The organism is Sphingobium sp. FW305-3-2-15-F-TSA7, assembly GCF_058787155.1.
Genome location: NZ_JBYSZM010000003.1, coordinates 121,241 through 135,475, shown reverse-complemented (window position 1 = coordinate 135,475; position 14,235 = coordinate 121,241). Strand labels below are relative to the sequence as shown.

14 protein-coding genes and 2 tRNA genes are annotated in these 14,235 nt (G+C 64.7%); 12 read left to right on the top strand and 4 right to left on the bottom strand.

What is annotated here, in order from left to right; all coding sequences use genetic code 11:
* Positions 1–87 precede the first annotated feature (87 nt).
* Positions 88–1,431 (top strand): tyrosine-type recombinase/integrase, encoded by a 1,344-nt coding sequence (locus AC3WN8_RS02965; RefSeq protein ID WP_492667886.1) that lies wholly within the window; start codon positions 88–90, stop codon positions 1,429–1,431.
* Positions 1,432–1,458: 27 nt separating this feature from the next.
* Here AC3WN8_RS02965 and AC3WN8_RS02960 read toward each other — a convergent pair.
* Positions 1,459–1,534: transfer RNA gene (locus tag AC3WN8_RS02960), tRNA-Ala, on the bottom strand.
* Between the two features lie 230 nt (positions 1,535–1,764).
* Here AC3WN8_RS02960 and AC3WN8_RS02955 point away from each other — a divergent pair.
* Entirely contained in the window at positions 1,765–2,562 is a 798-nt protein-coding gene (locus AC3WN8_RS02955; protein ID WP_492667885.1) for a DUF2171 domain-containing protein, read from the top strand.
* A gap of 117 nt (positions 2,563–2,679) precedes the next feature.
* Here AC3WN8_RS02955 and AC3WN8_RS02950 read toward each other — a convergent pair.
* Both AC3WN8_RS02950 and ypfJ read right to left on the bottom strand, forming a co-directional pair.
* Positions 2,680–2,763: transfer RNA gene (locus AC3WN8_RS02950), tRNA-Tyr, on the bottom strand.
* A gap of 127 nt (positions 2,764–2,890) precedes the next feature.
* The gene (gene ypfJ, locus AC3WN8_RS02945; protein ID WP_492667884.1) at positions 2,891–3,784 is read right to left on the bottom strand and encodes a KPN_02809 family neutral zinc metallopeptidase; all 894 of its coding nucleotides are present in this window, start codon (positions 3,782–3,784) and stop codon (positions 2,891–2,893) included.
* A 161-nt stretch (positions 3,785–3,945) separates the two neighbouring features.
* Between ypfJ and AC3WN8_RS02940 the strand changes: the two genes are divergently transcribed.
* From AC3WN8_RS02940 to AC3WN8_RS02920, 5 genes are all read left to right on the top strand, one after another.
* The gene (locus AC3WN8_RS02940; RefSeq protein WP_492667883.1) at positions 3,946–5,115 is read left to right on the top strand and encodes a patatin-like phospholipase family protein; all 1,170 of its coding nucleotides are present in this window, start codon (positions 3,946–3,948) and stop codon (positions 5,113–5,115) included.
* Positions 5,116–5,239: 124 nt separating this feature from the next.
* Positions 5,240–6,025 carry a 3-hydroxybutyrate dehydrogenase gene (locus AC3WN8_RS02935; protein ID WP_492667882.1) on the top strand — a complete coding sequence of 262 codons (786 nt, stop codon included), beginning with the start codon at positions 5,240–5,242 and terminating at the stop codon, positions 6,023–6,025.
* A gap of 145 nt (positions 6,026–6,170) precedes the next feature.
* Entirely contained in the window at positions 6,171–6,731 is a 561-nt protein-coding gene (locus AC3WN8_RS02930; RefSeq protein WP_492667881.1) for a DUF4893 domain-containing protein, read from the top strand.
* Positions 6,732–6,826: 95 nt separating this feature from the next.
* Positions 6,827–8,140: an amidohydrolase gene (locus AC3WN8_RS02925; RefSeq protein ID WP_492667880.1), complete on the top strand. Its 1,314-nt coding sequence runs from the start codon at positions 6,827–6,829 to the stop codon at positions 8,138–8,140.
* On the top strand, positions 8,140–8,694 hold the full coding sequence (locus AC3WN8_RS02920; RefSeq protein WP_492667879.1) for an ASCH domain-containing protein: 555 nt from the start codon (positions 8,140–8,142) through the stop codon (positions 8,692–8,694). Before AC3WN8_RS02925 ends, AC3WN8_RS02920 begins: the two co-directional genes overlap by 1 nt.
* Positions 8,695–8,788: 94 nt before the next feature.
* Here the strand turns inward: AC3WN8_RS02920 and AC3WN8_RS02915 are convergent, their stop codons facing one another.
* The gene (locus tag AC3WN8_RS02915; protein WP_492667878.1) at positions 8,789–10,288 is read right to left on the bottom strand and encodes a flavin-containing monooxygenase; all 1,500 of its coding nucleotides are present in this window, start codon (positions 10,286–10,288) and stop codon (positions 8,789–8,791) included.
* 192 nt (positions 10,289–10,480) lie between these two features.
* On the opposite strand from AC3WN8_RS02915, the gene AC3WN8_RS02910 reads away from it, so the two are divergent.
* The 5 genes from AC3WN8_RS02910 (at position 10,481) to AC3WN8_RS02890 (ending at position 14,191) form a co-directional block, all read left to right on the top strand.
* A complete protein-coding gene (locus AC3WN8_RS02910; RefSeq protein WP_222991968.1) occupies positions 10,481–10,900 on the top strand; it encodes a rubrerythrin family protein in 420 nt (139 codons plus the stop codon).
* A 138-nt stretch (positions 10,901–11,038) separates the two neighbouring features.
* The gene (locus AC3WN8_RS02905) at positions 11,039–12,376 is read left to right on the top strand and encodes a heterodisulfide reductase-related iron-sulfur binding cluster (RefSeq protein ID WP_492667877.1); all 1,338 of its coding nucleotides are present in this window, start codon (positions 11,039–11,041) and stop codon (positions 12,374–12,376) included.
* A gap of 5 nt (positions 12,377–12,381) precedes the next feature.
* Entirely contained in the window at positions 12,382–12,975 is a 594-nt protein-coding gene (locus AC3WN8_RS02900) for a DUF3501 family protein (RefSeq protein WP_492667876.1), read from the top strand.
* Positions 12,976–13,156: 181 nt separating this feature from the next.
* Positions 13,157–13,549 (top strand): hypothetical protein, encoded by a 393-nt coding sequence (locus AC3WN8_RS02895; protein WP_492667875.1) that lies wholly within the window; start codon positions 13,157–13,159, stop codon positions 13,547–13,549.
* A 327-nt stretch (positions 13,550–13,876) separates the two neighbouring features.
* Complete coding sequence (locus AC3WN8_RS02890) at positions 13,877–14,191, top strand: hypothetical protein (protein ID WP_492667874.1); 315 nt, start codon at positions 13,877–13,879, stop codon at positions 14,189–14,191.
* The last annotated feature ends 44 nt before the right edge of the window (positions 14,192–14,235 follow it).

Here is a 14,235-nt window from a genome sequence, read left to right as displayed (position 1 = left end):
CCTTGGCGCCGACCTTGCCCGGGCTCTGATTGGACACCCGGCCTATGCCCAGTTGCTGGCCGCGCGAACAAAGGAGTTGTTGGGGTCATGGCAAGACGAGCAGCCGCAGCCGATGCCGATCGGGTCCAGCTTGGAGAATACTGGCTTGATTACCGCGCCGAGCGGGACGACTGGTGCATCGCCTGGTACGATTCCGCCGCACGTACACGCCGCCGCCGAAGCACGGGCATTGGCGGAGGCGACAAAGCGAACCCCCCGGAAGCAGCACGGAAAGCACTAGCCCTTCATTATCTGGAGGCGAGCAAGCCGGCAGCGCCGCAGGCGCAGACCGACGCCGCTGTCGCCGAGCTGCTGGCCGGCTTCCTGAAGGACCACGCGTCCACGAAGGCTGATCCGGATCGCTGGCGCTATTCCGTCGCGCACCTGCTGCGCTTCTTCGATCGCGAGCGCCAGCTGGGCAGGATCATCGGCGGCGTCACCGTGGCCAACGTCAACAAAGCGCTGGTCGACCGCTTCATCGCCTTCCGCAAGGCCGAAGGCGTCGGCGGACACACAATCAGCCGAGATCTCGCAGCCCTTCGCAGCGCGCTGAACTGGGCATGGCGCGAGGAATTGATTGTCGCCGCCCCCTTCGTGAAGGACGTCGACCCGCGCGACAAGGCGAAGCCGCGCGAACTGATCTACAGCATGGAGCAGGTCGCCGGGTTGCTGGAAGCGGCATGGGGTCGGCCTGAGCGCCACCATGTCATGCTCTATACCATGATCGCCCTGAGCAGCTGCGGGCGCAGCGAGGCGATCCTGGACCTGCACGATCACCAGCTAGATTGCGGGCTCATGTATTTCCTGGATCCGGAGCGCGACCAGACCAGCAAGCGCCGGTCCATCGTGCCGATCGCGCCGACGCTGGCGCCGTGGCTGGAGGGGATCGAGGGCAAGGTGATCAAGTATCGGGCGGAGAAGGCGCGGGACACCTGGGCCGATCCGAAGACCCCCGAATATTTCGAGCGCGACTGTTACGACCTGGGCAAATCATTCGATCGATGCCTGATCGATGCCGGGATCAGCCGGCCGGTGCTGAACGCCAGCCGCGAGCCGGTGATGCTGCCGGCGCGTCGCAAGCTGGGCGAGACGGAGCCTCGGCCGCAGCTGCGCGGCCTGGGCACGCCGAACACGCTTCGCCACACGGCTATCTCCGAAATGCACAAGCGCGGCGTGGACGAGCGGCAGATCGATATGGCGGCGGGCCATGCGCCGATCGGGACCGGCAAGCGCAACTACATGCACTTGCGCCCTGACTTCCTCCGCGAGCTGATCCTGGCCGTCGAGGACTACTGGAGCGAAATGCGCCGCTACACCACGGTGCATCTGCGGACCCAATGCGGACCCACCGTCGTCAGCATGGCCGCCGCGCGGGCGGGTCGTCGCGCATAATGTCCAGGATTTCCGCGATGTTAGGGGTGGTGGAGCTGAGGGGAATCGAACCCCTGACCTCTGCAGTGCGATTGCAGCGCTCTCCCATCTGAGCTACAGCCCCGCCCCATACCCGGCGGTTTCGCGCGGGCCGCTCCCTTTAGCTTCACATTTCGGCCGATGCAACGGGCTTGATCAGGCAGCCCGTCGATCGTTTCGTTTGCGGCGGACCGTTCATCCATGCAGGTGCACGATTGAGCGACTCTCCGGGGAACAACACCCATCGGAGCTCCATTTTTTCGACGGATTGCGCATGGCGTGACGCCTTGCGCATCGCTGTTGAGGAGAGGTTCGATGGGCTATTATCGAAACGACCGCAGCTTCCGGGACGGACGCCGCGACGATCGGGATTATCGCTTCCGGGATGATCGTGGCGCACGCGCTTACGGTGGTGATCGCGATCATGATCGCGACCGATACGACAATGACCGTCCGGGCCGACCATATGCGCCACGCGGGGATCATGAACGTGGACGCTACGCCCGAAGCGATGGGCCGGCGGATTATGATCATGACGATCGCGGCTTCTTCAGCCGCGCAGGCGACGAGGTCCGTTCCTGGTTCGGCGATGAGGAGGCCGAACGCCGGCGCGAACTCGACGCGCGTTATGACGAACGCCATGAACATCCGGCGCCGCGCGGCGGCTATGATTCCAGCTACAGCCATTGGCGCAACCGCCAGATTGCCGCGCTCGATCGCGACTATGACGAATATCGTCGTGAAAATCAGTCGCGCTTCGACAGCGAGTTCGGATCATGGCGCAATCGTCGGAGCGATCAGCGTGGTTCGCTGCAGCGGGTGACCGAACATATGGAAGTGCTCGGCAGCGACGGCGCACATGTGGGCACGGTCGACAAGGTGCGCGGCGATCGCATCGTCCTGACCAAATCCGACAAGGATGCCGGCGGACATCATCATTCAATCCCGTCGGCGTGGATCCAGTCGGTCGACGATCGCGTCACCATCTCCAGGACTGCCGAAGAGGCGCAGAATGCGTGGCGCGACGAAGAGCGGCGCGGTGCCCTTTTCGGCGATGACGATGTCGGGCGGAGTGCTTCCTACAGCTATACCCGCTTCATGGGTTTCTATTGAACCCTTGTTCGATCCCGCGCCCGCAGATGTGGCGCGGAGAGGGAGGGGAAGGCCGGCATGGCGACATGTCGGCCTTTTTCCGTGGCGGCTCCGGTCTATCGGATTCGTTTCCGCTTATGGTGGACGGGGAAGGAATTCGCACCTTCACAGCATCAGCGGGGGATTTACAGTCCCTTGGGTTCACTCATACCCAGCCCGTCCGCATGAGACGGGCGCAACTCGCCCGTCAGTTGGAGCGGGGGTATCGGTAGCCAAGAGCGGACATGGTCATGGCCACGCCGTCTAGTGGCGAGCGTCGCGATTGTCCATTATTCGATGCGCAGCCCGTTCAGAGAGCACCCCTGAACGTGTCGCACTGCGCGGGATCGCCGGTTTCGAGCCCGCGCTTCAGCCACTGCATGCGCTGTGCCGAGGTGCCGTGAGTGAAGCTCTCGGGCACGGGGCGCTGGCCGGCCGCCTTTTGCAGCGTATCGTCGCCGATGGCGTTGGCGGCGGTCAGTCCTTCCTCCATGTCGCCGGGCTCCATCAGATTCTTGTCGTTGGCCGCCCAGACGCCGGCATAGCAATCGGCCTGCAACTCCATGCCGACCTGCAGCGCATTGCCCTCGGCCCGGCTTGCACGTGCCTGCGCGGCACGGACCTTGTCGGCGATGCCGGTGACGGTCTGAACGTGATGGCCGACCTCGTGCGCGATCACATAGGCGCCGGCAAAATCGCCCTTCGCGCCGAAACGGTTGGCGAGTTCGTCGAAGAAGGAGACGTCGAGATAGATACGGTGATCGGCCGGGCAGTAGAAGGGGCCCATCGCTGCCTGTGCCGCGCCGCAGCCCGACTGGTCGTTATTGGTGTAGAAGACCAGGACCGGTTTCTCATAGCGCTCGCCGCTCGCCGCGAAGATGTCGGTCCAGCGCCGCTCGGTCGATCCCAGCACTTTCAGGATCGTGCTGCGCAGCTGCGGGTCGATCGTCGATCCGTCCGCGCCGGCCGGCGCCGCGGGCCCCTGGGTTTGCGGTGCGGGCGTGCTGAGCTGGCCATCGCCGAGCAGATTCAACGGATTGATGCCGAGCAACAGTGCGATCACCAGCAGGATGACGATGCCGCCGCAACCGAGCCGGCCGCCGCCGAGCCGCAGCCCGCCGCCACCCGGAAATCCGAAGCCGCGGCCACCGCCACTGCTGCGATCCTCGAAGCTGCTGCTTTCCTGTTCGTCGTCCAACCGCATGGTGCCGCTCCCCAGCCTTTGTGCGTCTCAATCCGCTTCAACGATGCGCCACCCCAGGGGTTGCGTGGACCGAACTATGGCGCAGCCCGCGCGTTGAGGACAGTCCCTCTTGCGTCGGAAGCAATAGCCCCGAGGTGCGTCTTCTGATATTGCGCTGCACAATGGCCAGGTCCGATCCCGCTTCCCGCCACCGCACGGCGCGCAACGCTGCGTTGCCGCTGCCCGATCAGGTTGCTCTGGTGCTGCAGGGCGGCGGCGCGCTGGGCAGTTATCAGGCCGGCGTGTTCGAAGCGCTTGCCGACACCGGCATCGAGATCGACTGGGTGGCGGGCATTTCGATCGGAGCGGTCAATGCGGCGCTGATCGCGGGCAATCCGCCGGAACGCCGCGTCGAACGGCTCCGCGCTTTCTGGGACCGGGTGACCGCGGCCCTGCCGAGTTTCCCGGTCTGGCATGACGACCAGCTTCGCGAATTCCTCCACGAATGGTCGGCGGGTTTCGTCGCCGGTTTCGGCGTGCCCGGTTTCTTCAGCCCGCGGCCGATTCCGCCGATGCTCGCGGCACCCGGCACGATGCAGGCGCTGAGCTTCTACGACAGCGCGGCGCTGGCCGGCACGCTCGACGCGCTGGTCGACTGGGATCTGCTCAACGACGGGCCGATGCGGTTCTCGGTGGGCGCGGTGAATGTCGAGTCGGGCAATTTCCGCTATTTCGACAATCGGATCGAGCGGATCGACGCCCGCCATATCATGGCGTCGGGCGCATTGCCGCCCGGCCTGCCGCCGATCGAGATCGACGGCTGCCTGTGGTGGGATGGCGGGCTGGTGTCGAACACGCCGCTCAGCCATGTGCTCGACAATCAGTCGGGCGACCTGCTGGTGTTCCAGGTCGATCTGTTCCCCGCCGCGCACGATCGCCCGCGCACGATCATGGACGTGATGGCGCGCGAGAAGGAGATCCGTTTCTCCAGCCGTACGCGCCAGGTGTCGGATCAGTTGCTGAAACTGCGCAAGGAACGCGAGGCGATCCGCCGCGCGCTCGTCAGGCTGCCCGCCGATCTGGCCGAGGATCCCGATATCAAGGCGCTGGCGGAACTCGCGCACGAAAGCGCGGTCAATCTGGTCCACCTGATCTATCGCGCCAATGCCTGGGAGGGCGGATCGCGCGATTATGAATTCTCGGCGCGGACCATGGCCGAACATTGGCTGGCGGGGCATCAGGCGGTGTCCGGCGCGATCTCCAAGGCGGGATTGCTCGCGACCAACATCATCGACGGCAAGACCGCCGCGTTCGACCTGTCTCCGCCGGCGGCGGCGAAACCGGGCATATGAGTTTCCTGAACAACTTGTCATGCCCGCGAAAGCGGGGATCCACACTGTGTCGGGCATCATGTCCGACGACACCGGATTTCCGCCTGCGCGGGAATGACACCGAGATATCGAAAGGCTGATCAGAATGTTCCTCAAGGGCAAGACCGCGCTCGTCACCGGCTCCACCTCAGGCATCGGCCTCGCTTATGCGAAGATGCTCGCCGGCGAAGGCGCGAACCTGATCATCAACGGCTTCGGCGATTCCCAGGCGATCGAGACCGAGCGCGCGGGGCTGGAGCAGGCAAGTGGCGGCGGCGCCATCTATAGCGGGCACGACCTGACCAAGGTCGATCAGATCGAGGCGATGATGGCGGAGGCCGCCAAGGCGTTCGGCGGCGTCGACATCCTGATCAACAATGCCGGCGTCCAGCATGTCGCACCGGTCGAGGACTTCCCGCTCGACAAATGGGATCTGATCATCGCGCTCAATCTGAACGCGGCATTCCACACCACCCGCCTTGCCATCCCCCATATGAAGCAACAAAAATGGGGCCGGATCATCCAGACCGCGTCGGCCCATTCGCTCGTCGCCTCGCCGTTCAAATCGGCCTATGTCACGGCCAAGCACGGGCTGGCCGGTTTCACCAAGACCGTCGCGCTCGAACTCGCCACTTTCGGCGTCACCGCCAATTGCATCTCGCCCGGCTATGTCTGGACACCTCTGGTCGAGAATCAGATCCCCGATACGATGAAGGCGCGGGGCATGACGCGCGAGCAGGTGATGAACGACGTCCTGCTCGCGGGCCAGCCGACCAAGACCTTCGTTACCGTCGAACAGGTTGCCGCACTCGCGCACTTCCTGTGCCGCGACGAAGCGAGCACGATCACCGGCGCCAATCTGTCGGTCGATGGAGGATGGACGGCGCAATAAGGGTTTTCCGCGCTGGCCCTTTGGTGACGGCCCTGTCATGCTGCCGTCTTGTAAACCGCACGATAGGGTCGCCATGAATGCAGTTTTCCGGGGGGCGTTTGTCGTCCTTCTGGTCGCGGGATGCGCTTCGAAGGGGCCGTCCACGGTGGAGTCGGCCTCCGCGCCGGTCGCGGCCGATTGGCGCAAGGTTGCGACCGCCGCCGATCGGCAGAGGCTGCGGGACTGGCGGACGGCTTTCACGACGGCGCTGCGCCAGGCGCGCGTGTCGCACGCCGCACAGGTCGCGAGCCATGGCCGGCTGCTCGAACCCGACGCGGCAATCGCCGATCCGGACGGCATCCCGGCCGGTACCTATCGCTGTCGCGTCATCAAGCTGGGCGCAAAAAGCGCGGGCATGAGCGACTATACCGTCTATCCCGCCTTCAACTGCACCATCGCCGACGAGGGTGGCGTGTCCAGCTTCACCAAGACCAGCGGATCGCAGCGGCCGGTGGGCCTCGTGTTCGACGGCGACGGCGCCCGCCAGATCTTCCTCGGCACGCTGATGCTCGGCGACGAGAGCCAGGCGATCGATTATGGCCGCGATGCCGATCGCGACATGGCCGGCGCGGTGGAGAAGATCGCGCCGCGCCGCTGGCGGCTGATCCTGCCCTGGCCGCGCTTCGAATCGATGATGGATGTGGTCGAGCTGGTGCCGGCGAGCTGACACTATGCTCCCTTTCCTGTCGCTTGAGCGACGGAAGGGTTTTGAGTTCAGATCCTTTTCGGCCTAGCGTCCCGCGCATCATCTGGGAGACCCGAATGCGCCGTCTTGTTCTCGCCGCTTTGCCTTTGCTGTTCGCCACCCCCGCGCTTGCCGATCCGCTGCGCGATGCCGTCGCGAAGGACATGCCGGCGGTGATGCCGCTCTATCGCGACCTGCACGCCAATCCCGAACTGAGCATGAAGGAGGTCAACACCTCTGCGAAGCTGGCCGTCGAGGCGCGCAAACTGGGTTTCAAGGTGACCGAGAAAGTCGGCGTCACCGGCGTGGTCGCGGTGATGGAGAATGGCCCGGGCCCGGTGCTGCTGATCCGCGCCGATATGGACGGCCTGCCCGTCCCCGAGCAGACCGGGCTCCCGTTTGCGAGCAAGGCCAAGGGCGTCAGCGCCACCGGCGTCGAGACGAGCGTGATGCATGCCTGCGGCCACGATACGCATATGACGGCCTGGGTCGCCACGGCGAAACGGCTCGCGGCGATGAAGGATCAATGGTCGGGCACGCTCGTCATGATTCTCCAGCCCGGCGAGGAGACCAGCGAGGGCGCCAAGGCGATGCTCGCCGACGGGCTGTTCACCAGATTCCCCAAGCCGCAATATGCGCTGGCTTTCCACGACAGCGCCTCGCTGCCCGCGGGAACGATCGGCTATACCTCCGGCCCCGCCGCTGCGACGGTCGACAGCGTCGACCTGCTGGTCAAGGGGTTGGGCGGGCATGGCGCGGTGCCACAGGCGACCAAGGATCCGATCGTGATCGCGTCGCGCATCGTCGGCACGCTCCAGACGCTGGTCAGCCGAGAGCTCGATCCCCAGGATGCCGCGGTGGTCACCGTCGGCAGTTTCCAGGCGGGCGCCAAGCACAATGTGATTCCCGACGAGGCGAAGCTGCTGCTGACCGTGCGCACCTATAACGACAAGGCGCGTGAACTGATGCTGGGCGGCATCGCCCGGATCGCGAGGGGCGAGGCGATCGCCGCCGGCGTGCCGGAGGACAAGATGCCCGTCGTAACGGTTCAGCGTGAAACCTCCACCCCGGCCGCGATCAACACGCCCGAATTCACCGCGCGCATGGCGGGCTTCTTCGCCACGCGCTTCGGCAAGGATCGGGTGACCGCGGTCCCGCCGCCGATGGTGGGCGAGGATTTTGGACGCTATCGCGATACCGACAAGTCGATCCAGAGCCTGCTTTTCTGGGTGGGCGGCGTGCCGAAAGCGAAATGGGATGCGGCCGGTGGCGATCCGACCAGGCTGCCCTCGCTGCACAGCCCGTTCTGGGCGCCCGAAGCGGAAACGGTGATCTCGACCGCCACCGAGGCGATGACGGCCGCCGCGCTGGATATCCTGAAAAAGAGCTGATGCTTTTCCGGCGCGAAACTCTGGACGGTATCGCGTCGGGCGCGGTCACGCTCCAGTTCCGCCGCTGGAAGAAACCCGGCGCGACGGCGGGCGGCACGCAGCTTACCCAGGCCGGGCTGGTCGCGATCCATGCGGTCGACCGGGTGACGGAGGATGGATTGACCGACGCGGATGCGCGCGCGGCGGGCTTTTCCGATCTCGCCGCGCTTCGTGCCGAACTGACGGGGCGAGAGGGCGATCTCTACCGGATCGCGCTCGGCCCGGCCGGTGCGGATCCGCGCACGGCGCTCCGCGAGGATGCGGATCTTTCGGACGCGGAGATCGCAGCGCTGCTCGGGCGTGCCGATCGGGAATTCGTGAGCGCCGCGCTGGGCTTGATCGCGCAATTCCCCGGGAGACGCGCTCCGGAGCTTGCCGAACTGCTCGGGCTGGAAACCGCGATCTTCAAACCCCGCGTCCGCGCGCTCAAGGCGAAAGGACTGACCGAGAGCCTGGCGGTCGGCTACCGGCTGTCGCCACGTGGCGAGCGGGTGCTGCGCTGGCTGGAGGAGTAGGTCCGGCTCTTACCTCCGTTCGTGTCGAGCGAAGTCGAGACACGCCCGCACGGTACCGACGTCCCTCGACTTCGCTCGGGACAAGCGGATTTGCTTACGCCGGCTCTGGCGTCAGTTGTCCCGTCGCCCGCACCGCCACCGGTGCCGGGTTCGAAAACCGCATCGTGCCGTCATCGACCTTGCCATAGCGCAGCATCATCAGGTCGCGCGCGTAATTCTGGTGGACCTTCCAGGGCAGCTTCGATCCCTGACGCGGTAGCTTCGCCTTGGCGCGCTGGACATAGCCCGAGCTGAAGTCGAGGAAGTCCTCGTCCGTCACGCTCGGATCGTCGAGCGTCGGCGTGCACTGGCGCGTGCCCGTCCGGTCCATATGGTTGAGCAGCCGGCAGACATATTCGCAGGTGAGGTCCGCCTTCAGCGTCCAGGATGCGTTGGTATAGCCGAAGCTCGTCGCGAAATTGGGCACGCCCGACAGCATCATCGCCTTGTAGCTCAGGCATTGCGCAGGCTCGACGGGGGCGCCGTCGACATCGAGCGTCATGCCGCCGAGCAATTGCATGTCGAGCCCCGTCGCCGTCACGACCAGATCGGCGTCGAGCCGCTCGCCCGATGCCAGCGTCAATCCGGTCTCGGTGAAGCGATCGATCGTGTCGGTCACGATCGACGATTTGCCCTCGCGGATCGACGCGAACAGGTCGCCGTCGGGCACCAGGCAGACGCGCTGATCCCAGGGATTGTAGCGCGGGGTCAGGTGGGTGGCGACGTCATAGCCGCTGGGCAGCTCCGCCTTGGCGAGCGCGATCAGCTTCGCCTTCACCTTGGCGGGTTTCTTGCGCGCCATGCGGAAGAAGAACATGCCGAGCAGCACATTCTTCCAGCGGGTGATGCCATAAGCGAGCTTGCTCGGCAGCATCCGGCGCAGATTGTTCGCGATCCTGTCTTCGGCGGGGCGTGAGACGATATAGGTGGGCGAGCGCTGGAGCATGGTGACGTGCGCCGCCTGCTTCGCCATTTCGGGCACCAAAGTCACCGCGGTCGCGCCGCTGCCGATCACGACGACGCGCTTGCCGGCATAATCGATATCGTCGCTCCACAGCTGTGGATGGACGATCCTGCCCTTGAAGTCCGCGAGACCGGCAAAGTCGGGCGTGTAGCCCGCGGCATAATTATAATAGCCCGAACACATGAACAGGAAGCCGCAGGTGAAGCGCGCCGGCTGTCCGTCGATCTCGACCTCCACCGTCCAGCGCGCGTCGGCGGTCGACCAGCCGGCATGGCGGACCTTGTGGCCGAACCGGATATGGCGATCGATGCCGTGATCGCGCGCGGTTTCGTCGAGATAGTTGAGGATGGCAGGGCCGTCGGCGATCGCCTTGGCCTCGGTCCAGGGGCGGAAGGAATAGCCCAGCGTATACATGTCCGAATCGGACCGGATGCCGGGATAGCGGAACAGATCCCAGGTTCCGCCGATCTGCGCGCGCCCTTCGAGGATCGCATAGGTCTTGCCCGGGCAATTGGCCTGCAGGTGATAGCCCGCGCCGATGCCCGAGATTCCCGCGCCGACGATCAGCACGTCGAAATGTTCGATCGCCATCCTACCTCTCTTCCGCGGCCATTGCCGTCATTAATTACTAACATGCTTGTCAGCGTCGCGATAGCGGTCCGCTGATCGCTTCAGTTGATCAGAAACTGTCAACAAATCGATTTTGCTGGCGATTCCGGTGCTGCTAGCCTGATGATGCCGCGACTATGCGGACGACTCAGACAGTTTTGCGAGGGACACGCCATGACTTTGAAGGGTACGAAGACCGAGGATAATCTGAAGGCCGCATTTGCCGGCGAAAGCCAGGCCAATCGCCGTTATCTCTATTTCGCGCAAAAGGCCGATATCGAAGGCTATAACGACGTCGCGGCGGTGTTCCGTTCGACTGCCGAGGGCGAAACCGGCCATGCGCACGGCCATCTCGAATTCCTCGAGGAAGCCGGCGATCCGGCGACCGACCTGCCGATCGGCCCGACCTCCGACAATCTCAAGGCTGCGATCGCGGGCGAGACCCACGAATATACCGACATGTATCCCGGCATGGCGCGGACCGCGCGCGACGAGGGTTTCGACGAGATCGCCGACTGGTTCGAGACGCTCGCCAAGGCCGAAAAGAGCCATGCCGGCAAATTCCAGAAGACGCTCGACACGCTCGACGCCTGAGGGCTGATATCCCTCACCGGAACCGTTCGGGCTGAGCCTGTCGAAGTCCTGCCTTTCTTTGACCGATGCAAGGAAAGGCATGGTCTTCGACAAGCTCAGCCCAAACGGAATGTTGCTTTTCGCATAAGGGGGATCCGCATGAAGGAAGGCAGTCTCGACGCGCCGACCCGCCATCCGATCGATTGGCAATCCGAAGCTTTTTACGACGAGGACGCGCTCGATGCCGAGCTGCGCCGCGTCTTCGACATCTGTCATGGCTGCCGCCGCTGCTTCAATCTGTGCGACAGCTTCCCGACCTTGTTCGACATGGTCGACGAAAGCCCGGACGAGGATGTCGAAAGCCTCGCATCGGAGAGTTTCAAGGGTGTCGTCGACGCCTGCACCCTGTGCGACATGTGCTTCATGGTGAAGTGCCCCTATGTGCCGCCCCATGAATTCGACCTGGATTTCCCGCATCTGATGCTGCGCTATCGCGCGGTCGAGCATCGCAAGGGCGAGACCGGCCTTGCCGATCGCGAACTCGCCAAGACCGATCGCAATGGCAAGCTCGGCACGATGCTCAACGATGTCGCCAATTGGGCGACGAAGGAGTCGAACGGGCTGACGCGCGGCGTGATGCAGGCGACGCTCGGCATCGACAAGCGCGCGCATTTGCCCGATTTCGCCGAAGTGCCGCTGACCCGTGCGGTCGAGAACCGCATTCCCCCGCCCAACGCGCAGGCGCCCGGTTTCGGCCGCAAGGTCGCGCTCTATGCGACCTGTTACGGCAATTTCAACGATCAGACGCCGGGCGAGGCGGCGATCAAGGTGCTGGCGCATAATGGCGTCGATATCCGCGTGGAGCATCCGCAATGCTGCGCGATGCCCAAGCTCGAAAATGGCGATCTCGCCGCTGTGGCCGCCGCCGCCGAACAGGTCGCGGCCTGGTTCGGCCCGCTGATCGACGAGGGGTACGACATCGTGCCGCTGACGACGAGCTGTGCGCTGATGCTCAAATTCGAATGGCCGTTGCTCCATCCCGGCAATGAAGCGGTCAAGCGGCTGGCCGAGCATACATACGACCTCTCGCAATATGTGGTCGCGCTGTCGAAGGAAGCGGGGCTCGTCCCGATCGACGCGATGCCCGCCTCGATCGGCGTCCATTTCGCCTGCCACAGCCGCGCGCAGAATATGGGGCCCAAGGCGATGGAGATGCTGCGGCTGATCCCCGGCGCCACCCCCGCGCTCACCGAACGCTGTTCGGGCCATGGCGGCAAATGGGGCGTCATGGCGGAGAATTTCGACACCGGCATCAAGGTCGGCCGCCCCACCGCCCGCGCGCTGGCCAAGACCGATCCGGACTATATGGTCAGCGAATGCCCGCTGGCCGGCCCCCATCTGCAGCAGGTCATGAAATTGTCGGGATCGGAAAAAGTGCCCGAACGGATCGGCCATCCGATCGAGATCATGGCCAAGGCCTATGGATTTAAGGACTGAACGAGATGCCCCGCGAAACGCGTACCATCACCCCGGCCGATATCCTGTCGGTCCCCGACTATGACCGCATCCGCAAGGCCAAGCGCGACGAGAATATCGTGCGCAAGCGGTTGCGCCGGCTGTCGGTGGGCCCGCATGCGACGGTGCTGTTCGAAAGCTGGGATTCGATGTGGCTCCAGATCCAGGAGATGCTGCGGATCGAAAAGGGCGGCGATGCGCAGCTGCCCGACGAACTCGCCGCTTATAATCCGATGATCCCGGACGGCAGCGAACTCACCGCGACGATGATGTTCGAGATCGACGATCCGGTGATCCGCGGCCGCGTGCTCGGTCAGCTCGGCGGGGTGGAGGACCGGATCTTCATTTCGATCGGCGACGAACGCGTGCCCGCGGTGCCGGAGGGTGACGTCGAACGTAGCCGTCCCGACGGCAAGGCATCGAGCGTCCATTTCTTCCACTTCCCCTTCACCGCCGGCCAGATCGCGGCATGGCGCGCGGGAACGGCACCGGCGATGTTTCATGTGGAACATCCCAATTACGGCCATATCGCGCTGATCGGCGACGAGATGCGGCGGGAATTGACGCGGGATTTTGGGTGAGGCTTCGAATTCGGCACTTTGCGACCGATCGTTAGGCTCGAATCCCCAAACCCGTTTGTGTCGAGCGAAGTCGAGACACGTGGCACTGAACCAAACGTCCCTCGACTTGCTGAGTTGAGGCGATTGTACAGGCTGGATGCCCATACACGTGCAATTCACCCAATAGCCGCTAGATAGCACCATGCATTCCGCCGCCGACATCCAGCCTGAAAGGCCGCGCCTTGCCCGGCGCCTGATGTCGTGGCTGGCGCTGCTGCTGCTTGCCGGACACCTGGTGGCGGCGGGTCCACGCCTTGAAGCACCCGATTCGCCGAACCGGCCGCTGTCGATCGAGGCGCGGCCGATCCAGGCGATCATCGCCCAGGGTCGCACCGCGGATGTCGTCAAGGCCGGGCGTTTTCAGGCGCCCGACAAGCCCGGCCAGGGCAGCGGCGATCCGCCGCTTGCCGGCAGCGCGCCGATCGTCACGACACCGGCCGCGACACTGGTCCAGACCTATGCCGCGATCGAATCCGATGCGCCCCCAAGCACGGTTTCCGGCGCCCATCGCGCCCGCGCACCCCCTGTAGTTTGATTCGGACCGGCTGAATCCCGCCATGTCATCCCCGCGCAGGCGGGGATCCAGCGAGAGGCTCGTGTTCCGCACCGCTGAACCGCGGGCCTGGAGTCGTATCCGGTTAAGTCGAATCCTCCCCTCCCGTTTACGGGAGGGGCTGGGGGTGGGAATGTCGAAGCGCGCGCTGTGTGTACCGCAGGCCCACCCCTAACCCCTCCCGTAAACGGGAGGGGGACTGGTTCGAGCATAGCCTGAATCCTCCAGACCCAAATCCAAAACCGGCGATCGCCGCGCCGTCAGGGCGTGGGCCGCCGCCGCGCATCTGCGCAATCGAAGAGACCTAACATGACCAATATCCAGATCATCGACCATGTCCCCGCGGACGACCGCGATCATCGCGACCATATCGCGACGCTGCTGCGCCGTTACCCGCAGCTCGACGAGGCGGAGACCGAGACGCTGCTCGACTTCCTCGCCAACGGCCCGATCATCGAGGTCGGCCATCTCGCCGGCGATCCGGCGTTCAAGGCGATCGTCGAACGCGTGAAGCGCGAGCATCCCAAGCGTTTCGGCGTCAGCCTGGGCCGCAACCTGCTGATCGGCCTGGCGCTGATCGCCCCGCTGCTGGCGTTCTGCTGGTACGCCTGGGGTTCGAAATAGTGATTTCAAGTCGGATGGAATCATCCGGCGGCTCGGAGCCGTAG